Below are 23,898 nucleotides of genomic sequence, written 5' to 3' on the forward strand. Positions count from 1 at the left end.
GGGTCCGTAAATGAGTTCAACGCGCTGGGCGATCGACATCGATCGCGACGATATCACGCAAGACCAATTGGTCGCCGATCCCGACACGCCTCTCGCAGCGGGACAGGTGCGCGTCCATATCGACAGCTATGCGATGACCGCGAACAACATCACCTATGCCGTGTTCGGCAAGCCCGCCGGGTTGTTCGGCAATGATCAGGGCTATTGGGATTTCTTTTCGGAGCCGGGTGCGCCCGGACGCCTGCCCGTCTGGGGTTTCGCCACGGTGACCGAAAGCGCCGCCGAGGGCCTGGCGGTCGGCGACCGTTTCTACGGCTATTACCCGATGGCGAGCGATGCCGTGCTGACCGTCGGCAAGGCCGGGCCGGGCGGCTTCACCGACATCACCCCGCGCCGCACCACCCTGCCGCCGATCTATAACCAATATCAGCGGATCGATGCGCTGCCCGACTATCGCGCCGCCGACCATGATTATTGGCCGGTCTTCCGCCCGCTGTTTCTCACCGGGTGGCTGATCGCCGACCAGTTCGAGGATGAGGGCGATTATGGCGTCCAGCAGATTTTGATCGCCAGCGCGTCGAGCAAGACCGCGATCGGGCTGGGCTTTGCGCTCAAACAGCGCGCCGACCGCCCCGAAACGATCGGACTGACCAGCGCCGCCAATGTCGAGGCGCTCGCCGCGCAGGGAATTTATGACCGGGTGATCAGTTACGATCAGATCATGACACTCAATGCCTCCACCCCCGCCGCGCTGGTCGACATGGCCGGCAATGGCGCGGTCACGCGCGTCGTCCACAGCCATTTCGGCAGCCAGCTGCTCGCATCGATCATCGTCGGCAAATCGCATTGGGACGCGCAGGCCGATGTCGAGGGCCTGCCCGGCCCCGAACGCCAGGGATTCTTTGCCCCCGGCCGCAGCCAGAAACGCATCGCCGACTGGGGCGGCGCGGTGTTTGGGCAAAAGATCGCCGAAGCATGGCTGGCCTTCATGGATATTGCCCCGCGGCTGGCATCGGTCGATAAGCGCTGCGGCGGCGACGCGGCGCTCGCCGCCTATCGGGAAATGCTTTCGGGACAGGCCGACCCCAGAACGGGGATCGTCGTCGTCCCATGAGGGACGTGAGCGAGCATCCCGTCTGTCCGCGCCGGAAAGGATAGATCCATGCCCCGTACCGTGATCGTCGCCACGGCACTCGCCTTGTCGCTTCCGATTGCCACCACTCATGCCGAAACGTCCAAGGCCACCACGGCGCGCAAGGCCGACCTCGCCGATCGCGTCGCCGGCACCTACAAGGGTGCCGTCATTTCCGACGCGCGCGGCTCATCGCGCGACAATGTCACGATCACAGTCACGCGCGTCAGCGCGAACAAGGTCGAAATCAAATCCGCCTATGCACGAATCCCGACGGTCACCATTCCACTTGAAAAGGCAATGGATGCCATCCTCGCCGCCCGTGGCCCCCATGTTTTCCTGCTCGACACGGTGCGTTCGCCCGATCGGCTCGACCTCACCATCGACGATGCCAGCTGGTCGGGCACCCGCGTCTCCATCCACGCCCCCAAATAAGGTTGCCCCTTCTTCCATGATCTACAGCACCGTGATTTTCGATTTCGGCGGCGTCATCACCTCGTCGCCGTTCGAGGCTTTTAACCGGCTCGAGGACGAGCGCGGGTTACCGCGCGACTTCGTCCGCCGCGTCAACGCTGCCGATCCCGACAGCAACGCTTGGGCGAAGTTCGAGCGGGCCGAGATCGATGCCGCGGCGTTCGACGCGCTGTTCGCGGCAGAAGCGCGCGCGCTGGGACATGAACTGGAGGGCGAAGCGGTGCTTGCGGTGCTCGCCGGTGCGGTGCGCCCGGTGATGGTCGCGGCGCTCGACACGCTGAAAGCCAAGAGCTTCACGATCGGCTGCATCACCAACAATGTCCCGTCGGGCCAGGGGGCAGGCATGGCGCGCAGCTTTGCCAAGGCCGAAGAAGTCGCTGCGATCATGGCACGCTTCGACCATGTCATCGAATCGAGCAAGGTCGGTGTCCGCAAGCCCGACCAGCGGATTTACGAAATGATGTGCGACGCGCTCGGGGTTGAACCCGCCGCCTGCATCTATCTCGACGACCTCGGCATCAACTGCAAACCCGCCGCGCAGCTGGGCATGCATGCGATCAAGGTGACCAGCGGCGAGCAGGCGCTGGCCGACCTGTCGGCGGCGCTGGGGTTGGCATTGCCCTGATGACCGAGGTTTCGGCCGACCGGTGAATGATGGTTTGGGGTAGCGAGCTGCCCTTTCCCATTAGCGGTCGATCAATACCCACCGCTCAGTTCAGACACCCGCCTCGCCAAGGTTAAGTTTCGCAGCACGCGCAAAAATCTGCGTCAGCACAGGCTCGGTGTCCGCGACGCGCATCGCGACCTGAAACTCGACGGGCGCGAGTGCTGGCATCCCCCCGATTTCGAGGAGCGCGCCGCTCGCCACCTCGCCGCGCACCATCGGCTGCGGGAAAATGCCGATCCCCCCGCCCGCCTTCGCAATGTCGATCATCGTGCGCGCATTGTTGCACAGGTTGAGCGACTTTTGCGCGATGCGCGACGCTTCAATCGCTTCGCGCATCCGGCCGTGGATCGGCGAATGGCTGGCAAGCGACCAGACGGGCAAGCGGATGTCGCCGCCCGCAAACGCCGCCGCGGCCGCGGGGCTGGCCAGCCACACCAACTCCACCTCACCGATCGGACTGGTCTTGAGCGCCGGATGCGCGATTGGTCCCGCGGCAAAGGCGATGTCGGTGCGCCCGGTGAGCAGCTGCTGGATCAGGTTGGCGGTTAAGTCGATTTCGATCTCGAGCCCGACCTGGGGCATGTCGGCCTTCAGGCCCGCGACGAAGGCGGGCAGGCAGCTTGCCGCCGCGATCTCCCCCGCCCCGATCCGTACTACCCCGCTCGCTTCGCCATAACCGCCGCTGCCGAGCAGCGCATACTGCATGTCGCGCAGCAGCGGATCGCAATCGCGCACCAGCTTGCGCCCTGCCGCGGTGAGCGACATCGTGCGGCCGTCGCGCCGGAACAGCGCTGTCCCCAGACGCTGCTCCAGCTCGCGCATCCGCGCCGACACCGTTGGCTGGGTGGTGTTCAGCCGCTCGGCGGCGGCCGAGAACGTGCCGAGCCGATCGATCCAAAGCAAGGTTTCGAGGTGATAAAGCGCGACGCGATTGATCGACATTGCTTATGTATAAACACAAATTAGAACAATTAGAATTGATGAATTAAATGCGCCAAGGTCCGCGCGCCAACACTGTTAGGAGAGCCGTCCCATGAGGAAGAAGCAATATTCCACCGCCGCCGCCGCGCTGGAAGGCTTGCTCTTTGACGGCATGCAGATTTGCGCGGGGGGCTTTGGCCTGTGCGGCATCCCCGAACGGCTTATCGATGCGATCCGCAATGCGGGGACCAAAGACCTGACAATCGCCAGCAACAACGCTGGGATCGACGGCGAAGGGCTCGGCAAGCTGCTGCGCACGCAGCAGGTCAAGAAGATGATCAGCTCCTATGTCGGGGAAAACAAGGAATTCGAGCGCCAATATCTGGCGGGCGAGCTCGAGGTCGAATTCTGCCCGCAGGGTACGCTCGCCGAACGCTGCCGCGCCGGCGGCGCGGGCATCCCCGGCTTTTACACCAAAACCGGGGTCGGGACTGCGGTCGCTGAGGGCAAGGAAGTGAAGAGCTTCGACGGGCAGGACTATATCCTGGAGCGCGGCATCTTTGCCGACCTCGCGATCATCAAGGGCTGGAAAGCCGACGAGAGCGGCAACCTCATCTTCCGCAAGACCGCGCGCAACTTCAACGCGCCGATGGCGACCGCGGCGAAAATCTGCGTTGCCGAGGTCGAAGAAATCGTCCCAGTCGGCAGCCTTGACCCCGACACGATCCACCTACCCGGCATCTATGTGAAGCGCATGATCATCGGCGCGCCCTATGACAAGAAAATCGAATTCCGCACGACGCGTCCGCGCGAGGCGGCGTGATGCGCGCGCTTCCGCTCGCCGCTTCGCTACTCCTTGCAGGCTGCGCAGCCACTCCTCCTGAGGTCGCAACGACCCCAACGCCGCCGTCCGCTGCGAGCCCCACGGAAGCCGCCAAGCCGCCAGTCGCGTTGCAATATCTCTACGGATCAGCCGAAGCTGCGATTGCGGTTCGCGCGACCAACGCGCGGATCGCCGATTATGGGGTGTGGCGGATCAAGCAGCGTCCGACCGACGGCGTCATCCTCGCCGCCGGTGCGACGATGGACGTGCCGCGCTTCGAACCTTGCGGCAACAAGCCCTTCGCCGCAGTGTTTGACGCGGACGAGACGCTGATCTGGAACCTTGGCCCAATGCGCTGGTTCGCCGAAAAGAGCACCGCCTTCGATCCGAAAATCTGGGACCAGTGGGAAAAGACCGGTGCAGGCAAGGCGGTCGCCATGCCCGGCACGGTCGAGATGGTCGGCAAACTGCGCGCCGCGGGCATCGCGGTTATTGCCAACACCAACCGCACCGCCGCCAATGCGAAGGGCAGCGAGGATACGCTGCGCGCGGCCGGGCTGGGCGACTTCAAACATGGCGAGACCTTGTTCCTGATGGGCGATGATGTCGGTGGATCGAGCAAGGACATGCGCCGCGCCGCGATCGCGGCGAAATATTGCGTCATCATCCTCGCCGGCGACCAGCTCGGCGATTTCAGCCAGCAGTTCAACGTCAGGGATCTGCCCGCCGCAACCCGCACCGCGCTCGCCACCGGCCCCACCGCTGCGGCGCTGTGGGACAAGGGCTGGTTCCTGTTCCCCAACCCCGTCTATGGCCCATGGGAAAAGCTGGGCTGGGACGACACCTTCCCCTCCGACAAAAATTGGGAGCCGAAATAATGCCCTGGACCCGCGATGACATGGCGGCGCGCGCCGCAAAGGAACTGCAGGACGGCTATTACGTCAATCTCGGGATCGGCATTCCGACCTTGGTCGCGAACCACATCCCCGCCGGGATGACGGTGACGCTCCAGTCGGAAAACGGCATGCTGGGCATCGGCCCCTTCCCGCTTGAGGGCGAAGAGGACGCCGACCTGATCAATGCGGGCAAGCAGACGATTAGCGAAGTACCCAATTCGGCCTATTTCAGCTCGTCGGACAGTTTCGCGATGATCCGCGGCGGCCATATCGACCTGACCGTCCTGGGCGCGATGGAGATCGCCGAAAATGGTGACATCGCCAACTGGATGATCCCGGGCAAGATGATCAAGGGCATGGGCGGCGCGATGGACCTCGTCGCCGGGGTCAAGAAGATCATCGTCGTGATGGAGCACAACGCCAAGGACGGCAGCCCGAAATTCATCCCCGAATGCACTCTGCCGCTGACCGGCAAGAATGTCGTCGACATGATTATCACCGACTTGGCGGTGTTCCGGCGCGACGATCACGCCAGCCCGTTCAAACTGATCGAACTGGCCCCCGGGGTAACCGCAGAAGAGGTCGCCGAAAAAACTACCGCGCATTATATCGCCTGAATCGATGACTAGCGTCGCCGCCAACCCCGGTTCGACCTGGCTGATGATCGGCGGCGCGTTGTCGGCCGCGGCGGCCTTGCTCCATATCGCGTGCATTTTTGGCGGCCCCGAATGGTATCGCTTCTTTGGCGCAGGCGAAGGCATGGCGCGGGCGGCGGCGCGGGGCGATTGGCAACCGACGATCATCACCCTGTGCGTCGCTGCGGTCCTGCTGATCTGGGCCGCTTTCGCCTTTTCGGGCGCGGGCGCCCTTCCCCGCCTGCCCCTGCTGCGCATCGGATTGGTGACGATCACCGCTATCTATCTTATCCGCGCGCTGGCCTTCGTGCCGGTGAACTTTGCCAGCCGCCAATATACGGACAGCTTCGCAATCTGGTCATCGCTGATCGTCCTGATTTTTGGCGCGGTTTACGCCATCGGCACCGTCAAAGCCTGGCGCCACCTGGTCCCCTAACGCTTCCGGGGGTGACGGCGGCGGCAGGCGCGGCTAAGACGGCGTCAACTATGAGGTCGCAGTCTAATCCCGCTTCGATGCCGCGCGTTGTCCTTCTCCTTGTCGCGATAGCCGCGCTGGGGGTTTCGGGCTGGTTCGGCATTCATGCCTTTGGCGGCAACCAGCCGCTTGCCAGCGTTCCCATCCCGATCATGGCGCCGGAAAACCTGCCCGACACCCCCGCGCAATGGCGCGGCCGGATCGACTATCGTGCGCTCGACCGGCAACTCGCCGACCTCGCGCAGCGGCCCGAAATGGCCGGGCTGGCGGTGGCGGTGGTCGAGGACGGCGAATTGCGCTTCGTGCGCGCTTATGGCGTCACCGACGTGTCGACCGGTACGCCGGTCACTGCGCAGACCATGTTCCGCTGGGCGTCGGTCTCTAAAACAACGACCGGTGTGATGGCGGCGGCGCTCGCCAAGGACGGCACGCTCGATCTGGACCGTCCAGTCGCCGACTGGTCCACATCGCTGCGCCTGCCGCGCGGCGCAGAAGCGCAGGTGACCCTCGATGACCTCCTCGCGCAGCGCACCGGCCTCACCAAAAATGCTTATGACGAGAAACTGGAGGAAGGGCAGAACCCCGAGCTGATCCGGACCGGACTCGCCGCCGCACCGCTGCAATGCGACCCCGGCACCTGCCACACCTATCAGAACATCGCTTTCGACGCGGCGACCGAAATCTTGACGGCGGCGGCCGACAAACCCTTTTCCAACGCGGTCGAAGATCGCTTTTTCCTTCCGCTCGGCATGGTCAGCGCCGGTTTCGGGATGGAGCGGCTGACCGGCTCGAATGACTGGGCGAAACCGCACCGGGGTAACCATATCCTTCCCGTCAAGGAGGCCTATTGGCGTGTTCCTGCGGCGGCGGGCGTCGAAAGCGACATCGTCGATTTCGCCAAATGGATGCAGGCGATGATGGGGACGCGCCCCGATGTGCTGCCGCAATCGGTGTTGCAGCTCGCCCACCGCCCCCGCGTCGGCACTGCGAAACTCTATGGCGGCGCCTTGCGTCAGGCGATGGGCGATGCATCCTATGGCCTCGGTTGGCGCAGCTTCACCTATGGCGGCCACCGGCTCGAAGGCCATTCGGGCGCGGTTTCGGGATATCGCGCGACCATGATTTTCGAACCCGCAACGCGGACGGGCGTCGTCGCGATGTGGAACAGCGACTGGGGCTTCCCCTTCCGCATCCCGTTTGCCGCGATCGACAGCTACCACAAGCGCGCCGATGCCGGCTGGCTCGACCTCAGCGAGCTGCCGCCCGCGCCAGGCGTGGCGGCGGCGCCCACCCCGGTTGCGGGCGCGGCGAAAGGGTAACGCGCGGGACGCTTGCTGCGGGGACCGCTGCTTGGTTAAAGCGCGCGTCCGAGAGCGAGAGGAGAATCATTGATGCGCGTGCTGCTTACCGGATCGTCCGGCTGGCTTGGCCGCTATCTCGTTCCCTTGCTCAGACAATATGGTCATACGGTCACCGGCCTTGATGTCGTGCCCGGCGCCTGGACGCAGGTGATCGGCACCGTTGCCGACCGCGCGCTAATCGATCGGACAATGGCCGAGCATGGCATCGAAGTGATCATCCACAGCGGCGCGCTGCACAAACCCGACATCATCCGCTATCCGCGCCAGGCCTTCATCGACGTCAACGTCAGCGGCACGCTGAACCTGATCGAGGCGGCGGTTGCGGCGGGCAACGATCGGTTCCTGTTCACCTCGACCACCTCGCTGATGGTGCGCGCCGAGGTCCGGGCCGGCGCAGGCGACACCGGCGCCTGGTGGATGGACGAGGATTTCGGTCCGCTGGAGCCGCGCAACATCTATGGCATCACCAAGCTCGCTGCCGAGCAGGCGTGCCGCCTCGTCCACCGCGAGCATGGCATCAACGTGGCGATCCTGCGCACCGGACGCTTCTTTCCCGAAGATGACGACACTCATGCGGTACCGAGCGGGCCGAACCTCAAGGCGAACGAGATGCTCCACCGCCGTCTGACCGTCGAGGATGCTGCGTCCGCCCATCTCGCGGCGCTGGAGGCGGCGCCGACGATCGGCTGCGACACCTTCATCCTCTCCGCGCCGCCGCCGTTCGCGCGCGACGATGCCGAGGAGCTTGCCCGCGACGCCCGCGCGGTCATCGCACGCGCCCACCCCGATGCCGCCGAGCTCTATGCAGCGGCGGGCTGGGTTCTTCCCGAGACGATCGACCGCGTTTACGACCCGTCGCACGCCGCGCACCGCTTCGGCTGGCGCGCCCGCAGCGACTTCGCCAGCGTACTGGCGGCGCTGCGCGAGGGCAGCGCGCTGCCTTTCGCGCACGACCCCGCCTACACCTCCCCCATCGTCGCACAGGAGCGCGAAGCATGTACGAGTTGATCACTGCCAACCGCAATTATTCGAGCTGGTCGCTGCGTCCATGGGTGCTGATGACCGCGCTCGGTATCGCGTTTCGCGACCGCATCGAGCCGTTCACCAAGCCCGCCAATTACGACGATTTCCGCAGCTTCTCGCCGACCGGACAGGTTCCGGCGCTGCTCCACGAGGAGCGCACCATCTATGATTCGCTCGGCATCACGCTGTATCTCGCCGACCGGCACGAGGGCGTGTGGCCGGTCTCGAGCCGGACGCGCGCGCCTGGGCGCAGTGCGCGGCGTGCGAAATGCACAGCGGCTTTGCGGCGCTGCGCAACGATTGCACGATGAATGTCGGGGTGCGCGTCACCCCGAAGCCGATGTCCGACGCGCTCAAAGCCAACATCGCGCGGATCCGCGAATTGTTCGAGGAGGGGCTGGCGAAATTCGGCGGCCCTTGGCTAACCGGGCCGGATTTTACCGCGGTCGACGCCTTCTTCGCCCCGGTCGCGTTTCGCATCCGCGCCTATGGCCTCGACGTCGGCGCCGGGCAGGCGTGGGTCGACCACATCCTCGCGCACCCCGCGATGCTCGATTGGGAGCGGCAGGCGCTCGCCGAAAGCTGGCGCGAGGTCGGACATGAGGAAGAACTGCGCGCCTGCGGAGCGATTACGGCGGATTACCGGACGGGGTAGCTCCACTATCTTCGTCTTTTTTGCGAGCGCAGCGAAGCAATCCAGGCCGGTTGACGCAGGCTCTGGATTGCCGCGTCGCTTCGCTCCTCGCAATGACGAAACTTAATCGTTCAAAGCTTCACGCACCACCGCAATCCCGGCCTCGCGCTGGACTTTCAACTCCGCCTTCAGCTTCGCCGGATCGCGCGCAAAGACGAAGCCGAAACTGACCCCGCCTTCCTTGCCGATCGTCGCATGGTGCAGCTTGTGCGCCTGCACCAGCCGCTTGGCATAGCCGCTCCGCGGCACCCAGCGGAAATAGCGTTGATGCACCAGTCCGTCGTGGACGACGGTATAGATGATCCCGTAAAACAGCACCCCCAGCCCGATCCACGTCCCCGGCTCCCACGCCGACGATCCCATGATCATCTGGCTGCCCACCACAAACATCGAAATGCTGAGCGCCGCGCCGAACAGCCCGAACAGATCATTCTTTTCCAGCATCTTGTCGTGCGGTTCATGATGGTCACGGTGCCATGCCCAGCCGAAACCATGCATGATATATTTGTGGCTCGCCCAGGCGACGAACTCCATCGCGAAGACAGTGGCGAGAATGAGCGCGAAGATGGCGGGCAGCGACATGGAGTGAATATAGGCGCGGCCAATCAGTCACGCCACTCCCTTCGCCGGGGTGACGGCAAAATCGCGACCAAGGATCAACGGCAACCGTCACGACCGAAAATTGCGTTTCTTATCGCCACCAGCTTGCAAAGTTGTGCCGCTGATCTAAGGCAGCGGCATGACTCGCCCCCGCACCCTGTATGAAAAAATCTGGGACGCGCATGTTGTCGAACAGCGCCCCGACGGTACCTGCCTGATCTTCATCGACCGCCACCTCGTCCATGAAGTCACCAGCCCGCAGGCGTTTGCCGGGCTGCGCGCGAGCGGGCGCACGGTGCGCCGCCCCGACCTGACGCTGGCGGTACCCGATCACAACCTGCCGACGACGGCGCGCAAGGATGCGGCGGGCAACCGGCTGCCGATTGCCGACATGGAAAGCGCGGCGCAGCTCGCCGCGCTCGAAACCAATGCCCCCGATTTCGGCATCCGCTACATCGACGCCACCGCCGCCGAGCAGGGCATCGTCCATGTCGTCGGCCCCGAACAGGGCTTTTCGCTGCCCGGCACGACGATCGTCTGCGGCGACAGCCACACCGCGTGCCACGGCGGCATCGGCGCGCTGGCATTCGGGATCGGCACCAGCGAGGTCGAGCATGTGCTCGCCACGCAGACCTTGCTGCTCCAGCCTGCGAAAACGATGGAAGTGCGCGTCGAGGGCGAAGTCGGTCCCGGCGTCACCGCGAAAGACATCATTCTCCACATCACCGGCACCATCGGCGCCGCCGGCGGCACCGGCCATGTCATCGAATATACCGGCAGCACAATCCGTGCGCTGAGCGTCGAGGGCCGCCTGACGGTCAGCAACATGGCAATCGAGGGCGGCGCGCGCGCCGGGCTAATCGCGCCCGATGCAACGACCATCGCCTATCTCAAGGGGCGTCCCTATGCGCCGAAGGGCGCCGACTGGGACGCCGCGGTCGCTTACTGGACCAGCCTCGCGACCGATCCGGGCGCGACCTATGACAAGACCGTCGTCATCGACGCCGCCGACATCGCGCCCAGCGTCACCTGGGGCACCAGCCCCGAGGATGTCGTGCCGATCACCGGCACCGTACCCGCGCCGGACAGCTTTGCCGACCCGTCGAAACAGGCCGCCGCCGCCAAGTCGCTCGCCTACATGGGGTTGGAGCCCGGTACGCGGATGCAAGACGTACGGATCGAGAATATCTTCATCGGCAGCTGTACCAACAGCCGGATCGAAGATCTGCGCGCCGCCGCCGCCGTGCTGAAAGGTCGCCACAAGGCGGCCAACGTCAAATGGGCAATCGTAGTCCCCGGATCGGGGCTGGTGAAGGCACAGGCCGAGGCCGAGGGGCTCGACCGCATCTTCACCGACGCGGGCCTGGAGTGGCGCGAGCCGGGCTGCTCAGCGTGCCTCGGCATGAACCCCGACAAGGTACCCGCGGGCGAACGCTGCGCCAGCACCAGCAACCGCAATTTCGTCGGGCGTCAAGGGCCGGGCAGCCGCACCCACCTCGTCTCCCCCGCGATGGCGGCGGCGGCGGCGGTGACCGGGCGGCTCACCGACGTGCGGGAATTGATCGATTGAGCGCGTGACGGAGGGAGCCAAGAGCATGATCTGGAAAGCTATCGCATCAGCGGCATTGGCACTCGCCGCCCCCGCGATCGCGCAGGACAAGCCTGCGGCGGCCAAGGTCAGCCTGACCCGCCTCGATTGCGGCACGGTGCGGGTGAACCGGCTCAACGCCTTTTCGGACACCGAGGCCTACCCGGGGCAGAGCCGAGATCTGACGGTCGGTTGCTACCTCATCCGCCACGGCGACCAGCTGATGCTGTGGGATCTGGGATTGCCGTCTGCGCTGAAAGGCGCGGACTTCAGTTCAGACGGCGACATGTCGGCGTCAGTGACCCGCACCCTCGTCGAGCAGCTCGCCGAGCTTGACCTCAAGCCCGAGGACATCGACATCGTCGGGATCAGCCACTTCCATTTCGACCATATCGCCCAGCTGCCCGATTTCCCAACCGCGAAGCTTTTTATCGGCAAGAGTGACTGGGACTTGCTGACCCAGAGCCCTCCACCTGCGTTTGTCGATCCGACACCTTTCGCGCATTGGATCAGCGGCGGCGGCCAGGTCGAGCCGGTCGCTCGCGACAAGGATGTTTTCGGCGATGGCAGCGTGGTGATGTTCGACATGCCGGGGCATACCCCGGGCCATCATACGCTGCTGGTGCGGCTGGCGGGAATGGGGACGGTGCTGCTGACCGGCGATCAGGCGCATTTTCAGGAAAATTACGACAGCGAAGGCGTGCCGACCTTTAACACCAATCGCGCCGACACGCTCGCGTCTTTCGGCCGCTTCAAGGCGCTGGCCAAAAATCTGAAGGCGACGGTGATCATCCAGCATGAACCGCGCGACGTCGGCAAGCTGCCTGCTTTTCCGAAGGCCGCCGAATAGCATGGCACCGATCGAAAAAGTCGAAGGCCGCGCCATCCCGTTCGGGTTGAAGAATGTCGACACCGACGTCATCATCCCGGCGAAATGGCTGAAGACGATCAGTCGCGAAGGGCTGGGCAAGGGTGCGTTCGAAACGCTGCGTGCCGACCCCAACAATCTGTTCGACCAGCCCGAGTACAGGCAAGCACCGATCCTGATCGCGGGCGACAATTTCGGCTGCGGGTCGAGCCGCGAGCATGCCGCGTGGGCGCTTGGTGACCTCGGTATCCGCGTCGTGATCGCGCCCAGCTATTCCGACATCTTCTCGGGCAACGCGGTCAAGAACGGCATCCTCCCCGTCGTGCTTCCCCAATCGGCCATCGACCGGTTGATGGAAGTCGCGGCGACCGATCCGATTCATGTCGATCTCGACACCCAGACGGTGACGACGCCGTTTCAGGACCGCTTTACTTTCGACATCGACCCGTTCCGCAAAATGTGTCTGCTGAACGGGCTCGACGAGATTTCACTCACCGAAAAAAGCGATGCGGCGATCGCCGCGCATGAACAAATGATAGCAAAAACCCAGCCTTGGCTAACGCCGACGCTGGCATAAGGAGAAGATGATGAAGGCTCTCTTGTCGACCGCCACCGGCGGCCCCGAAACGCTGGTTCTCGGTGAATTGCCACGGCCGACCGCGGGCGCTGGCCAGATCGTCATCGACGTCAAGGCGTGCGCGGTCAATTTCCCCGACACGCTGATTATCGAGGACAAATATCAGTTCAAGCCCGCGCGCCCCTTTGCCCCCGGCGGCGAAGTCGCGGGCCTCGTCGCCGAAGTCGGCGAAGGCGTGACCGGGTTCAAGGTCGGCAACCGCGTCATCGCCGGGTGCGGCAATGGCGGCATGTCCGAAGCCGTAGCGGTCGGCGTCCACAACGTCTATCACCTGCCCGAAGGCCATGACTTCGCCGAGGGCGCGTCACTACTGATGACCTATGGCACCAGCATCCACGCGCTGGTCGATCGCGGTCACATTCAGGAAGGCGAGACTTTGCTCGTCCTCGGCGCCTCGGGCGGCGTCGGTATTGCCGCGGTCGAACTGGGCAAAGCGTTCGGCGCGCGCGTCGTCGCCGGGGTCTCGAGCGAAGAAAAGGCCGAAATCGCGCGGCAGGCGGGCGCGGACGAGGTGGTGATCTATGGCCGCCAGCCGTTCGACAAGGATCAGTCCAAGGCACTCGCGAACACCTTTAAGGAAGCGGTCGGACCGGGCGGCGCGAATGTCATCTATGACGCCGTTGGCGGCGATTATGCCGAGCCCGCGCTGCGTTCGATCGCATGGGAAGGCCGCTACCTCGTCGTCGGCTTCCCCGCGGGCATCCCGCGCCTGCCGCTCAACCTGACCTTGCTCAAAAGCTGCGACGTCGCGGGCGTGTTCTGGGGCGCCTTTGTCGCTCGCGAGCCGGAGCGCAACCGTGCGCATGTCGCGCGCCTGTTTCAGCTGTGGGAACAGGGCAAGATCAAGCCGCGCGTCACCGGCACCTACGCCCTCGCCGATGGCGGCAAGGCGATCGCCAAGCTTGGCGATCGCAGCGCGGTCGGCAAGCTGGTCGTCACGATCTGAAATATCGGCCCGATCCCGTCCTGACGGCGGCGCTGAGCGATCTCGCGGCGCCGACCGGCAGGCTGGAGGTGCGGGTCACGCCCGGCGCGGCGCGCGACGATGTGCAGATCGACGGTCAAAGCGTCCGTCTGCGCGTCACCGCCCCGCCCGCCGACAGCGCGGCGAACGGTGCCGTGCTCGCTTTGCTCGCCGCCGCTTTGGGCCGCCCGCGCCGCGACCTCACCCTTCTGCGGGGCGCGACGGGTCGGATCAAACTCATCGCGATCGCGCCCGATTGATTTGCCTCAAGTTAACGCTTTCGCAGGGGCTGTGCCTTATGTCCGGCGGCAGGACTATCTGGGTCAGGGTGCAACAATGGCGACTCGTCGCGCAAAGGCTGATGAAAGTAACGCGAGTCTCGCGAATATTTCGCGCACCCGCCGCGCGCAGCTGGTTGCCGAGTTCGAGGGCGAGCTTGGTATCGACTATAAAGCCCGCGCTGCGGCCGCCGAGGCCGAGCGCCGCTGGATCGCGCGCAAGACCTTCATCGTCTGGACCGTCGCATTGATCTTTTTCGCCATCGCGTGCCAGAAACTGTGGATCATGGGGCAAGATGTCGATCAGCCCTTCTCGGACATCAACCCGATCGAAAGCTGGTTCTAGACCGTTTCGTCCACCAGCGGACGAAGTTCGATCCGCACGCCGAACTAACCGAAACGACGCCCGTACAATTGCACGGTCATCACCGCTAGCATGGGATTTCTTGAGCGGCAGAAGCGTTACGCTCCTGCCAATCAATAAACCCGCGCTTTCGGCTTGATATATTCGACATCGTCGGACAGCGTATATTCGTGAACCGGCCGGTAATCGAGGCGGACGCCGCCACCCTTTCCGCCCCAGCCGTCGAACCATGCGACAGTGTGCTTCATCCAGTTCGCATCGTCGCGGTTCGGGAAATCCTCGTGCGCGTGGGCGCCGCGGCTTTCCTTGCGGTTATACGCCGAATGCATCGTCACGGTCGCCTGGCTGATCAGATTGTCGAGCTCGAGCGTTTCGACGAGGTCGGTGTTCCAGATCAGGCTGCGATCCGTAACCCCGACGTCGTTCATCCGCTGATAGGTCTTGGTCAGCTTTTCCTTGCCCTCGGCCATCAGTTCGTCGGTGCGGAACACCGCGGCGTGCGCCGACATGGCGCGCTGCATTTCGGTGCGGATATCCGCGGTCGGCGACCCGCCCTTGGCGTGGCGGAAATGGTCGAGACGGCCGAGTGCCAGATCGGCGCTGTCGGTCGGCAGCGGCTGCTGCGCCGCACCCGGCTTGATGATGTCGCGCAGGCGGTGGCCGGTCGCGCGGCCGAACACCACGAGATCGATCAGGCTGTTCGAGCCGAGACGGTTCGCGCCATGCACCGACACACACGCGGCTTCGCCGACCGCGAACAGGCCGGGGACGACGGTGTCGGGGCCATCCTTGCCGAGCGTCACGACTTCGCCATGATAGTTACACGGAATGCCGCCCATATTATAATGGACCGTCGGCACGACCGGCAGCGGCTGGCGGGTCAGGTCGACGCCTGCGAACACCTTGCCGCTTTCGGTAATGCCGGGCAGGCGCTCGGCGAGCACCGCCGGATCGATATGGTCGAGATGCAGGAAAATATGGTCCTTGTGCGGGCCGACACCGCGGCCTTCGCGAATTTCGAGCGCCATCGAGCGCGACACGACGTCGCGCGACGCCAGATCCTTGGCCGACGGGGCATAGCGTTCCATGAACCGCTCGCCCTCGGAATTGGTCAGATACCCGCCCTCGCCGCGCGCACCTTCGGTGATCAGCACGCCGGCGCCGTAAATGCCGGTCGGGTGGAACTGAACAAACTCCATGTCCTGCAATGGCAGCCCGGCGCGCAGCACCATGCCGCCGCCGTCGCCGGTGCAGGTGTGCGCCGAGGTCGCGGTGAAATAGCTGCGGCCATAGCCGCCGGTCGCGAGCACGACGGCTTGCGAGCGGAAACGGTGGATGCTGCCGTCGTCCATGCACAGCGCGATCACGCCGCGGCACTCGCCATTTTCCATGATCAGGTCGAGCGCAAAATATTCGACGAAGAAGTCGGCGTCATATTTCAGCGACTGCTGATAGAGCGCATGGAGCATCGCGTGGCCGGTACGGTCGGCGGCGGCCGCGGTGCGCTGGACCGGCGGGCCTTCGCCCATATTCTGCATATGGCCACCGAACGGACGCTGATAGATCGTGCCGTCGGCATTGCGCGAGAAGGGCACCCCGGCGTGTTCAAGCTCGTACACCGCCTGCGGTGCTTCGCGGACCATATATTCGATCGCGTCCTGGTCTCCGAGCCAGTCGGAACCCTTGACGGTGTCGTACATATGCCATTGCCAATGGTCGGGCGAATTGTTGCCAAGCGACGCGGCGATGCCGCCCTGCGCCGCGACGGTGTGGCTGCGGGTCGGGAACACTTTGGTGATGCACGCGGTCTTCAGCCCCGCTTCGGCAGAGCCCATCGTGGCGCGCAGGCCCGAACCACCGGCGCCGACGACGACGGTGTCATAGATATGGTCGATGATCTTGTAAGCTTCGGTCATGTCACATGCCCCCCGGGCCGGCCACGACGGGTGCCAGCGCGATGCGGGCAATCGTGAAGATCCCGTAGGCGGCGCCGCCGATGGCGTAGAAATTGAGCAGCACGAGCGCGAGAAGGCGCATCGGCCCATGCACATAATCTTCGATCAGCACCTGCAAACCCAGCCGCAGATGCCAGAAGACGCTGACCACCATCAGGATCAGCGCCAGCGCGACCATCGGGTTCGTCGCCCAGCGCAGCACCGCGCCATGATCGCCAAGCGGCAGCCGGATCAGCGAGACGAAGAGGAAACCGACAAGCAGGATATTGCCGAGCGCGGTCAGCCGCTGCTGGAGCCAGTGGTGCGAACCATGCCCCGACGAGCCGAGGCCGCGGACCTTGCCGAGATGCGAGCCGTCGCCCATCAGAGTGCCCCCGCCAAGATATAAAGCCAGGTCGCGGCGGTCGCGAACACACCCGCCGCGATCACGACGGTCGACCACAGCTTGTTGGTCTTGAGTTCATAACCCGCGCCCGTGTCGAGCACGAGGTGACGCAGTCCCGAAAACAGATGCTGGAAAAACGCCCAAGTCAGCCCTATCAGCACGACCTTGCCGAGGATATTGGTGATCTGGTGAAACAGGCTGATTTCGGGGTTGGGATCATGCCAGATGCACGCGACAAACGCCGCATAAGCCTCGGGTCCTGCCGCAATCGCCCCGAGCCACCACAGGAACAGGCCCGCGCCGACAATCGCCAGCCCGTCGCCGCTGGCGCGGTGAAGGATCGAGACCGCCATCGCGGGCCCCCATTTATACACTTGCAAGTGCGGCGCGCGCGGGCGCGCATTCGGTTCGTTGCCAGCCATATCAGCCCCGTTTCTGACTCTATTCGGTCGATGGGCGCCGGTTTAGCGCCATGGCCGCGATATGCAATTGCTTAGCGGGCGTGAGCGGGAAGAAATCGGGGGGGCAGCGCCGCTTTATGTTGGCGTGCTGACCGCTATCGACATTGGGATGCAATTCGGCTTGCTTCGTTATCGATGGGTTCTCGACTTCGCTCGGCAAGGACGAAGGTCGGGCATTGCTTATCCCGTCACCCTGAACTTGTTTCAGGGCCCATGGCCTGCCATTTCCGTCGGCGCGGCGTGGAACGAGGGGTCGGGCCATGGATGCTGAAACAAGTTCAGCATGACGAAGTTGGAAATGGGCGCTTCCCAACCCAAGGCAGCCATTCTGTCGCAAAATAAGGGCGACTCTCGACCGTTCTTCTTTACCTTTATCCCGGCTTTCGCCGGGATCACGCATTGCCATTCCGTTCAGGGCAGCCGAACGGGTTGATCCATCACTTAATCTTGTCGCGGTTCGCGTAAAGCAGCGCCGCAATCACCGCCGCCGAACCGATACCCAGCCCCGCCGCGGCCGCAGTTTTCCAGCCGCGCTTGCCACCCTTAGCCGCTTCGCGATCCGCAGCCTCGGCCGCGTCGGCGGCTTCTTTCTGCTGACGCTGCTCGCGCGCCGCGCGCAGCACTTCATTTTCTTCGGGTTCGTCGTCCTGTGGCGGCGGTGGGGGATATTGGTCGGTCATTATCGCTTATGTCCTTGTATTCAGGCGAGTGCCTGCTCAACAGACACATAATCGGTTCCGATCGCTTCCGCTACGGCTTCGAACGTCACCTTGCCATTCCATACGTTCAAACCCTGCGCAAGATGCACGTCCCGTCGCAAAGCTTCCTTCCAGCCCAGATCGGCAATGCGCAGCGCGTGCGGCAAAGTGACATTGTTGAGTGCATAGGTGCTGGTGCGCGCGACCGCGCCGGGCATGTTGGCGACCGCATAGTGAACGATACCGTCGACGACATAGGTCGGGTCGGCGTGGGTCGTCGCATGGCTGGTTTCGAAACAGCCGCCCTGATCGATCGCGACGTCGACGAGCACCGAGCCCGCCTGCATCGTGCCGAGCATCTCGCGCGTGACGAGCTTGGGCGCTTCGGCGCCGGGGATCAGCACCGCGCCAATGACCAGATCGGCCTCCGCGACGCACTCGGCCAGATTGGCACGGTTCGAAAAGCGCGTCTTGGCACGCGATTCAAAGAAGGTCCCGACGCGTTCGAGCACTTCGGGGTCGCGGTCGAGGATGGTGACGTCGGCGCCGAGGCCCGCCGCCATCTGCGCCGCGTTGAAGCCGACGACGCCGCCGCCGATCACGCACACCTTGCCCGGCGCGACGCCGGGAACGCCGCCGAGCAGCACGCCGCGACCGCCATGCGCCTTTTCGAGCGCGGTCGCGCCGGCCTGGATCGACATGCGCCCCGCAACCTGGCTCATCGGCTTCAACAGCGGCAGGCCGCCGTGCGGACTGGTGACGGTTTCATAGGCGATGCACACCGCGCCCGATTTCATCAGGTCGCGCGTCTGGTCGGGATCGGGCGCAAGGTGGAGATAGGTATAGAGGATCTGCCCCTCGCGGAGCATTGCGCGCTCGCCGGACTGCGGTTCCTTGACCTTTACCACCATGTCGCAGGTCGCGAAAATCTCTTCGGCCGTCTTAACGATCTCGGCGCCCGCCTCGACATAATAGCGGTCGTGTGCGCCGATGCCCTCGCCGGCGCCGGACTGCACGAGCACGCGGTGGCCATGTGCGCTGAGTTCCCGCGCGCTTTCGGGGGTCAACCCGACACGATATTCGTGATTCTTGATTTCCTTGGGGGTGCCGATGATCATGGTCGCTCTCCATTGGTTCGCCGCCGGTCGCGCTGTCCCGGCGGCGCGTCGTTCATGCTGCGCCTGATAGCAGAAACAGTGCGCGAGGTGCTTGCATATCGTCGCTGGTTTCGCGACAAACGCGCACAAATTTTGCGCTAAACTTGCCAAGGACGCACAATGATTGATCGAATCGACCGCAAGCTCCTCGACTTGCTGCAACGCGGTGGTCCGCGCCCCGCCGCCGAACTGGGCGAAGCGGTCGGATTGTCGGCGTCGGCGTGCCATCGCCGCATCCGCGCATTGGAGGCGGCGGGGATCATCACCGGCTATACCGCGCGCCTTGCGCCCGAGCGCATCGGGCTCGGGCTTGATGTGTTCGTCGACATCAGCCTGACGTCGCAGAGCGAAGAGGCGCTGACCGCGTTCGAAAGCGCGGTCAAAAGCTTCGACGAGATCCTCGAATGCCAGCTTTTGTCGGGCGCGTCCGATTACCGCCTGCGCGTCGCGGCGCGAAACGTCGCCGATTTCGACCGGCTGCACCGCCACTGCCTTTCGCGCCTGCCCGGGGTCGCGGCAATGCACAGCGCCTTTGCATTGCGCACGATCAAGGCGTTCGAGGGCTATCCGGTTCCTGCGGGCGAGGCGTAATAGCCGCGAAAAACGCGGCGCTGGTTAACGCGCAATTTACCAAAAGCATCGCATAGCCGGGTCATATGTTTTGCGGACGACAGGCGGGCGCCAGACTCGTGCGTCGGGATTGATCAGGGAAGCAGGATCATGGTGAAGGAAAATCCGATTCATAAGCAGCAAATCGATCCGATTTCGATGGCCGACCGCTTTCCCTATTACGACCTCGACGGCCAGCTTGCCGCCAATGCCGCCGAGATCTACACGATCATCGCCGGACGCGAAGAAGCCGTCGCCCGTGCCTATTGGGACGCGTTCAATGCGCTGCCCAGTGTCGAACGCGCAGTCGAAGGCGAACTGCTCGAATCCTATGTGCGCGGCAGCGCGCGCCACTCCGAAGTCAAATATGCCGACGCCGCCGGACAGGAAGTCGCAACGATCGCGTGCCAGAACGCGCATATGGCGCGGCGGGTCAAATTGCCGCTTGCCTCGGTCATGTCGTGCATTGCCGAAAGCCAGCGCCTGACCATCGAATATGTTGTTGCCGCCTGCATCGACGATGCGGCGCGCCTGACGCGGCTGACCAGCGCGGTCAACCGGCTGGCCTTGCTCGAATTCGACATCATGCAGCGTTATGCTGAAAAGCTCGACCGCGCAGTGATCTCCAGCGAACGCCAGTCGCTTGCGGGCGATTTCGACCGCTCGATCGCCTCGCTGGTGCAGGACACCGACGGGGTGCGCGAACAGCTCGCCAAACAGGCCGCCTCCGCCGACCAGGCGGCGAAAGGCATGATCGCCAAGACGAGCGAAGTCGCCGCCGCATCCGAACAATCGGCGATGGCGATGCGCGAAGCCGCCTCGACCGCCGCCGGACTGATCCGCGCGATCGAGGATGCACGCAGCGAGGTCGAGGCATCGGCGAGCGTCGCCACCCGCGCCTCCGAACAAGCAGGCGAAGCGGTCGCGATGTCGGAGACGCTGTCGCACCACGCCGAATCGATCGAATCGATCCTGGGCCTGATCCGCGAGATCGCGGGCCAGACCAACCTGCTCGCGCTGAACGCCACGATCGAGGCCGCCCGCGCGGGCGAGTCGGGCCGCGGCTTTGCTGTCGTCGCGCAGGAAGTCAAAAGCCTCGCCAACGAAACCGCCCGCGCGACCGACGACATTGCGGGCAAGATCACCGCGATCCAGCAAGCGACGCGCGGGTCGGTTTCGGCCAACCAGTCGATCCAGGCGACGATCGTCGAGGTCCAGCAATCGGCGCAGCGCATTCGCGACGCGATGGATGCGCAGGCACAGACGGTAACCTCGATCACCGCCGCCGTAGACGAAACCGCGCTCGCCGCCGATTCGATGTCGTCGACAATCGCCAGCATCCGCAACGATTCGGGCATGGTCGCGAGCGAAATCAGCGTACTCAGCCAGGAATTCGGCAAGATGGGCGGGCGTTTGCAGCAGCTGGAACAGGCCGCGAGCGAGTTTAGCCGCCGGGTGGCGTAAACATGCCCCTGACCCGTTCGTGTCGCGCGAAGTCGAGACACCTGTAAGGACTGCGTTACCGAGATGGATGTCTCGACTTTGCTCAACACGAACGGAATGAGGAATCTTCTCCCGCTATTTGGGAAGGTTTGGCGGTTGGACTGACGCCTCAGTCTCGCTAGAGCCGTCGTATGTCAAAGAACATCCTGATCACCGGCGCCAGCCGCGGCATCGGCGCCGCGATCGCCGCCGCGCTGACCTCGGACGCCACAAGAATTGTCGCCTTGTCCAGCGCCGACGGCGACCTCGCTGACCCGACGACCCCGGTCCGCCTGTGGCAGCACAGCCTCGACCAACTCGACGGTTGCATCGACGTGCTGATCAACAACGCCGGGGTATTCGAGGCCAACCCGCTCGATGGCGCGGACGCCGATTGGCTCACGAACTGGAACCGCACGCAGCAGATCAATCTGACCGCCAGCGCCGACCTCTGCCGCCGCGCCGTCCTGCACTGGCAGGATCGCATAGCCCCAGGCCGCATCGTCAACATCGCCAGCCGCGCCGCGCACCGCGGCGACAGCCCCGCGCACTGGCATTATGCTGCTTCCAAAGCGGGCATGGTCGCGATGACCAAAACGATCGCGCGCGCCTATGCCGCAGATAACATCCTCGCCTTTGCTATCTGCCCCGGCTTCACAATGACCGGCATGGCCGACGACTATCTCGCCAGCCGCGGCGGCGACAAGCTGCTCGCCGACATTCCGCTCGGCCGCGTCGCGATGCCCACCGAGGTCGCCGAGATGGCGCGCTGGTGCGCGCTCGATGCGCCGCCGTCGATGACCGGCGCGGTTCTCGACGTCAATGGCGCCAGCTATGTGCGCTGATCGATGAGCTGGATCGTCTCGCTCCCCTGCACCCGCGCCGAGGCAGAAGCCGTGTCGAACGGATCGGCGCTCGACGCGCTCGCTGAACCACCGGTGGTGGTGACGCGCGAAATCGACCAGGATGCCGGGCTGTGGCAGCTCGACGCCTATGTCGACGACAAGCCCGCACCCGCGCTGCTGACCATGATCCACGCGCTGGTGCCAAGCGCCAAGGGCAAGCAGCCAACCGTCGACGAGCTGGTCGAGCAGGATTGGGTCACGTTGAGCCAGCAAGGGCTCGAACCGGTGCAGGCGGGCCGCTTTTTCGTCCACACCAGCAGCTATGCCGACCGCATCCCTCCGGGTACGACCCCGTTCCTGATCGACGCGAGTCAGGCGTTTGGCACCGGCGGCCACGACACCACCGCCGGCTGCCTCGAGATGCTCGACCGAGTGAAGCGCAAAGGCACGACCCCGCGCAATATCGCCGACATCGGCACCGGCACCGGGCTACTCGCCTTTGCGGCAATGGCCTTATGGCCCAGCGCGCGAACGATCGCATCGGACATCGATCCCGCCAGCATCTTCGTCACCCGCGATAACGCCGCGATCAACCGTATGCCGCTCGGCCGCGGCAGCGGCGCGCTGACGCTCGCGGTTGCGCCGGGGACCGACCATCCAGCGATCCGCCATCGCGCGCCCTATGATCTCGTCATCGCCAATATCCTCGCCGGACCGCTGATCACCCTCGCCCCTGACATTGCGGTCGCCACCGCGCCCGGCGGCCATGCGATTCTCGCCGGACTGATAGCGCGCCAGATGGAACCGGTACTCGCGGCCTACCGGACGCAAGGTTTCCGCCTCGCCGCGCGCGGCGGCAGCTCCGAATGGCCATGCCTGCTGCTGGTCAAACGCCGCCGCTATGGCTGGCGCCGCAAGGAACGCGCTTTCCACCGCGCCGACCCGGCGGATGCGAGTTTCGGGAGCTGGTAGCATTCCGCTCCCCCTTGCGGGAGGAGATGGTTCGTCAGGCTTTCGCCGTCGCGTAATCCTGCGTGCCACGCGTGACGACTTCGTCATCCGGCAAGATATCCGCAATCGCAATCGGCGGCAGCGCGTCATTGGCGGCGTAAAGCGGCGCAAAATCGGTGTTCACCGTCGTGTCGAGCAGCTGGTCCAGACTGTCGATGACGAAGTAATTTTGCTGAAAATCGTCGATCCGGTAATCGGTCCGCATCACCCGCGCGAGGTCGAACCCGATCCGGTTCGGGCTGTCGCTGTCCAGCGCGAACACACTTTCTGCATAGGAGGATACGATCCCAGCGCCATAGATGCGCAGGCCGCCCGCCTCGCGAATCAGCCCGAATTCGACTGTGTACCAGTAAAGCCGCGCCAGCTGTTTCAGCGCGTCGAACTTCAGGCTGCGCAGTCCGCCTTCGCCATAAGCGACCATATAATCGGCGAAGACCGGATCGGCGAGCATCGGGACATGGCCGAACACGTCGTGGAACACGTCGGGTTCCTGTAAATAGTCGAGCTGCTCGGGCGTGCGGATGAAATTTCCCGCGGGAAAGCGCCGGTTCGCCAGATGGTCAAAAAACACATCGTCGGGAACCAGTCCCGGCACTGCCACCACCTGCCACCCCGTCGCCGCCATCAGCCGCGCGTTGAGCTCGCGATAGTCCGGAATCCCCGGCTTTTCGAGCTTCAGCACGTCGATCCCGCGCAGGAACGCGTCCGACGCGCGTCCGGGCAGCATCGCCGACTGGCGCGCGAACAGCTTGTCCCACATCGCATGTTCGGCGGCGGTAAACGCGTCCCAATTTTGCGAAATCGTCCAGTCGGCCGCGGCACCCGGCGGCGGCGTTGCGTGGACATGGGTAAAGCCGTCTTTCATAAGCTGCGACCTAACATGAACTGGTTTCAA

General features: G+C 64.4%; 28 protein-coding genes and 1 pseudogene. 20 read left to right on the forward strand and 9 right to left on the reverse strand.

Annotated elements, in window-relative coordinates; translation table 11 throughout:
* The first annotated feature begins 10 nt into the window (after window positions 1–10).
* From CDQ92_RS16165 to CDQ92_RS16175, 3 genes are read left to right on the forward strand one after another with little or no spacing between them, the layout of a single operon-like run.
* Entirely contained in the window at window positions 11–1,114 is a 1,104-nt protein-coding gene (locus tag CDQ92_RS16165) for a DUF2855 family protein (RefSeq protein ID WP_088442575.1), read from the forward strand.
* Window positions 1,115–1,162: 48 nt separating this feature from the next.
* Entirely contained in the window at window positions 1,163–1,567 is a 405-nt protein-coding gene (locus tag CDQ92_RS16170) for a hypothetical protein (RefSeq protein WP_088442577.1), read from the forward strand.
* Window positions 1,568–1,583: 16 nt separating this feature from the next.
* On the forward strand, window positions 1,584–2,231 hold the full coding sequence (locus CDQ92_RS16175; protein ID WP_088442579.1) for an HAD-IA family hydrolase: 648 nt from the start codon (window positions 1,584–1,586) through the stop codon (window positions 2,229–2,231).
* Between the two features lie 90 nt (window positions 2,232–2,321).
* Here the strand turns inward: CDQ92_RS16175 and CDQ92_RS16180 are convergent, their stop codons facing one another.
* A complete protein-coding gene (locus CDQ92_RS16180) occupies window positions 2,322–3,215 on the reverse strand; it encodes a LysR family transcriptional regulator (RefSeq protein ID WP_088442581.1) in 894 nt (297 codons plus the stop codon).
* Between the two features lie 91 nt (window positions 3,216–3,306).
* Between CDQ92_RS16180 and CDQ92_RS16185 the strand changes: the two genes are divergently transcribed.
* The 7 genes and pseudogenes from CDQ92_RS16185 to CDQ92_RS16215 all read left to right on the forward strand — a co-directional run bounded on the left by CDQ92_RS16185 (window position 3,307) and on the right by CDQ92_RS16215 (window position 9,062).
* Entirely contained in the window at window positions 3,307–4,017 is a 711-nt protein-coding gene (locus tag CDQ92_RS16185; protein WP_088442583.1) for a CoA transferase subunit A, read from the forward strand.
* A complete protein-coding gene (locus CDQ92_RS16190) occupies window positions 4,017–4,895 on the forward strand; it encodes an HAD family acid phosphatase (protein ID WP_229667396.1) in 879 nt (292 codons plus the stop codon). Before CDQ92_RS16185 ends, CDQ92_RS16190 begins: the two co-directional genes overlap by 1 nt.
* Window positions 4,895–5,530, forward strand: coding sequence for a CoA transferase subunit B (locus CDQ92_RS16195; protein ID WP_088442587.1), 636 nt, complete (start codon window positions 4,895–4,897; stop codon window positions 5,528–5,530). Before CDQ92_RS16190 ends, CDQ92_RS16195 begins: the two co-directional genes overlap by 1 nt.
* Window positions 5,531–5,534: 4 nt before the next feature.
* Complete coding sequence (locus CDQ92_RS16200; protein WP_088442589.1) at window positions 5,535–5,984, forward strand: hypothetical protein; 450 nt, start codon at window positions 5,535–5,537, stop codon at window positions 5,982–5,984.
* Between the two features lie 50 nt (window positions 5,985–6,034).
* Entirely contained in the window at window positions 6,035–7,342 is a 1,308-nt protein-coding gene (locus CDQ92_RS16205) for a serine hydrolase domain-containing protein (protein WP_229667394.1), read from the forward strand.
* A gap of 72 nt (window positions 7,343–7,414) precedes the next feature.
* The gene (locus tag CDQ92_RS16210; RefSeq protein WP_088442593.1) at window positions 7,415–8,392 is read left to right on the forward strand and encodes an NAD-dependent epimerase/dehydratase family protein; all 978 of its coding nucleotides are present in this window, start codon (window positions 7,415–7,417) and stop codon (window positions 8,390–8,392) included.
* A pseudogene (locus tag CDQ92_RS16215) lies at window positions 8,380–9,062 on the forward strand (glutathione S-transferase family protein). Before CDQ92_RS16210 ends, CDQ92_RS16215 begins: the two are co-directional and overlap by 13 nt.
* A 102-nt stretch (window positions 9,063–9,164) precedes the next feature.
* On the opposite strand, the gene CDQ92_RS16220 reads toward CDQ92_RS16215, so the two are convergent.
* Window positions 9,165–9,683 carry a sterol desaturase family protein gene (locus CDQ92_RS16220; protein ID WP_088442595.1) on the reverse strand — a complete coding sequence of 173 codons (519 nt, stop codon included), beginning with the start codon at window positions 9,681–9,683 and terminating at the stop codon, window positions 9,165–9,167.
* A 157-nt stretch (window positions 9,684–9,840) separates the two neighbouring features.
* On the opposite strand from CDQ92_RS16220, the gene leuC reads away from it, so the two are divergent.
* The 6 genes from leuC to CDQ92_RS16250 all read left to right on the forward strand — a co-directional run bounded on the left by leuC (window position 9,841) and on the right by CDQ92_RS16250 (window position 14,382).
* Window positions 9,841–11,271, forward strand: coding sequence for a 3-isopropylmalate dehydratase large subunit (gene leuC, locus CDQ92_RS16225; RefSeq protein WP_088442597.1), 1,431 nt, complete (start codon window positions 9,841–9,843; stop codon window positions 11,269–11,271).
* Between the two features lie 25 nt (window positions 11,272–11,296).
* Window positions 11,297–12,139: an N-acyl homoserine lactonase family protein gene (locus tag CDQ92_RS16230; protein WP_088442599.1), complete on the forward strand. Its 843-nt coding sequence runs from the start codon at window positions 11,297–11,299 to the stop codon at window positions 12,137–12,139.
* A 1-nt stretch (window position 12,140) separates the two neighbouring features.
* On the forward strand, window positions 12,141–12,734 hold the full coding sequence (gene leuD, locus CDQ92_RS16235; RefSeq protein WP_088442601.1) for a 3-isopropylmalate dehydratase small subunit: 594 nt from the start codon (window positions 12,141–12,143) through the stop codon (window positions 12,732–12,734).
* A 10-nt stretch (window positions 12,735–12,744) separates the two neighbouring features.
* The gene (locus tag CDQ92_RS16240) at window positions 12,745–13,740 is read left to right on the forward strand and encodes an NADPH:quinone oxidoreductase family protein (RefSeq protein WP_088443389.1); all 996 of its coding nucleotides are present in this window, start codon (window positions 12,745–12,747) and stop codon (window positions 13,738–13,740) included.
* Between the two features lie 68 nt (window positions 13,741–13,808).
* Window positions 13,809–14,018, forward strand: coding sequence for a DUF167 domain-containing protein (locus CDQ92_RS16245; RefSeq protein WP_088442603.1), 210 nt, complete (start codon window positions 13,809–13,811; stop codon window positions 14,016–14,018).
* Window positions 14,019–14,094: 76 nt separating this feature from the next.
* Window positions 14,095–14,382 carry a hypothetical protein gene (locus tag CDQ92_RS16250; RefSeq protein WP_088442604.1) on the forward strand — a complete coding sequence of 96 codons (288 nt, stop codon included), beginning with the start codon at window positions 14,095–14,097 and terminating at the stop codon, window positions 14,380–14,382.
* 131 nt (window positions 14,383–14,513) lie between these two features.
* On the opposite strand, the gene sdhA is transcribed toward CDQ92_RS16250, so the two are convergent.
* The 6 genes from sdhA to ald are packed head-to-tail and all read right to left on the reverse strand — an operon-like array spanning window position 14,514 to window position 19,017.
* On the reverse strand, window positions 14,514–16,316 hold the full coding sequence (gene sdhA, locus CDQ92_RS16255; RefSeq protein WP_088442605.1) for a succinate dehydrogenase flavoprotein subunit: 1,803 nt from the start codon (window positions 16,314–16,316) through the stop codon (window positions 14,514–14,516).
* A 1-nt stretch (window position 16,317) separates the two neighbouring features.
* A complete protein-coding gene (gene sdhD, locus CDQ92_RS16260; RefSeq protein WP_088442607.1) occupies window positions 16,318–16,719 on the reverse strand; it encodes a succinate dehydrogenase, hydrophobic membrane anchor protein in 402 nt (133 codons plus the stop codon).
* Entirely contained in the window at window positions 16,719–17,162 is a 444-nt protein-coding gene (gene sdhC / locus CDQ92_RS16265) for a succinate dehydrogenase, cytochrome b556 subunit (protein WP_088442609.1), read from the reverse strand. The genes sdhD and sdhC overlap by 1 nt, the downstream gene beginning before the upstream one ends.
* Window positions 17,163–17,181: 19 nt before the next feature.
* On the reverse strand, window positions 17,182–17,601 hold the full coding sequence (locus CDQ92_RS20935) for a hypothetical protein (protein ID WP_144035808.1): 420 nt from the start codon (window positions 17,599–17,601) through the stop codon (window positions 17,182–17,184).
* Window positions 17,602–17,638: 37 nt separating this feature from the next.
* Window positions 17,639–17,881: a hypothetical protein gene (locus tag CDQ92_RS16275; RefSeq protein ID WP_088442613.1), complete on the reverse strand. Its 243-nt coding sequence runs from the start codon at window positions 17,879–17,881 to the stop codon at window positions 17,639–17,641.
* 20 nt (window positions 17,882–17,901) lie between these two features.
* Window positions 17,902–19,017, reverse strand: a complete 1,116-nt coding sequence (gene ald / locus CDQ92_RS16280) for an alanine dehydrogenase (protein ID WP_088442615.1) — start codon at window positions 19,015–19,017, stop codon at window positions 17,902–17,904.
* Between the two features lie 159 nt (window positions 19,018–19,176).
* Between ald and CDQ92_RS16285 the strand changes: the two genes are divergently transcribed.
* From CDQ92_RS16285 to CDQ92_RS16300, 4 genes are all read left to right on the forward strand, one after another.
* A complete protein-coding gene (locus tag CDQ92_RS16285) occupies window positions 19,177–19,647 on the forward strand; it encodes an Lrp/AsnC family transcriptional regulator (protein WP_088442617.1) in 471 nt (156 codons plus the stop codon).
* Between the two features lie 129 nt (window positions 19,648–19,776).
* A complete protein-coding gene (locus tag CDQ92_RS16290; RefSeq protein ID WP_088442619.1) occupies window positions 19,777–21,129 on the forward strand; it encodes a methyl-accepting chemotaxis protein in 1,353 nt (450 codons plus the stop codon).
* Window positions 21,130–21,299: 170 nt separating this feature from the next.
* Window positions 21,300–21,992: an SDR family NAD(P)-dependent oxidoreductase gene (locus tag CDQ92_RS16295; protein ID WP_088442621.1), complete on the forward strand. Its 693-nt coding sequence runs from the start codon at window positions 21,300–21,302 to the stop codon at window positions 21,990–21,992.
* A 3-nt stretch (window positions 21,993–21,995) separates the two neighbouring features.
* Window positions 21,996–22,964, forward strand: coding sequence for a 50S ribosomal protein L11 methyltransferase (locus CDQ92_RS16300; RefSeq protein WP_088442623.1), 969 nt, complete (start codon window positions 21,996–21,998; stop codon window positions 22,962–22,964).
* 34 nt (window positions 22,965–22,998) lie between these two features.
* On the opposite strand, the gene phhA is transcribed toward CDQ92_RS16300, so the two are convergent.
* Complete coding sequence (gene phhA / locus CDQ92_RS16305; RefSeq protein WP_088442625.1) at window positions 22,999–23,868, reverse strand: phenylalanine 4-monooxygenase; 870 nt, start codon at window positions 23,866–23,868, stop codon at window positions 22,999–23,001.
* Window positions 23,869–23,898: the final 30 nt, after the last annotated feature.

The organism is Sphingopyxis bauzanensis (assembly GCF_002205675.1).
Taxonomy (GTDB): Bacteria; Pseudomonadota; Alphaproteobacteria; order Sphingomonadales; family Sphingomonadaceae; genus Sphingopyxis; species Sphingopyxis bauzanensis.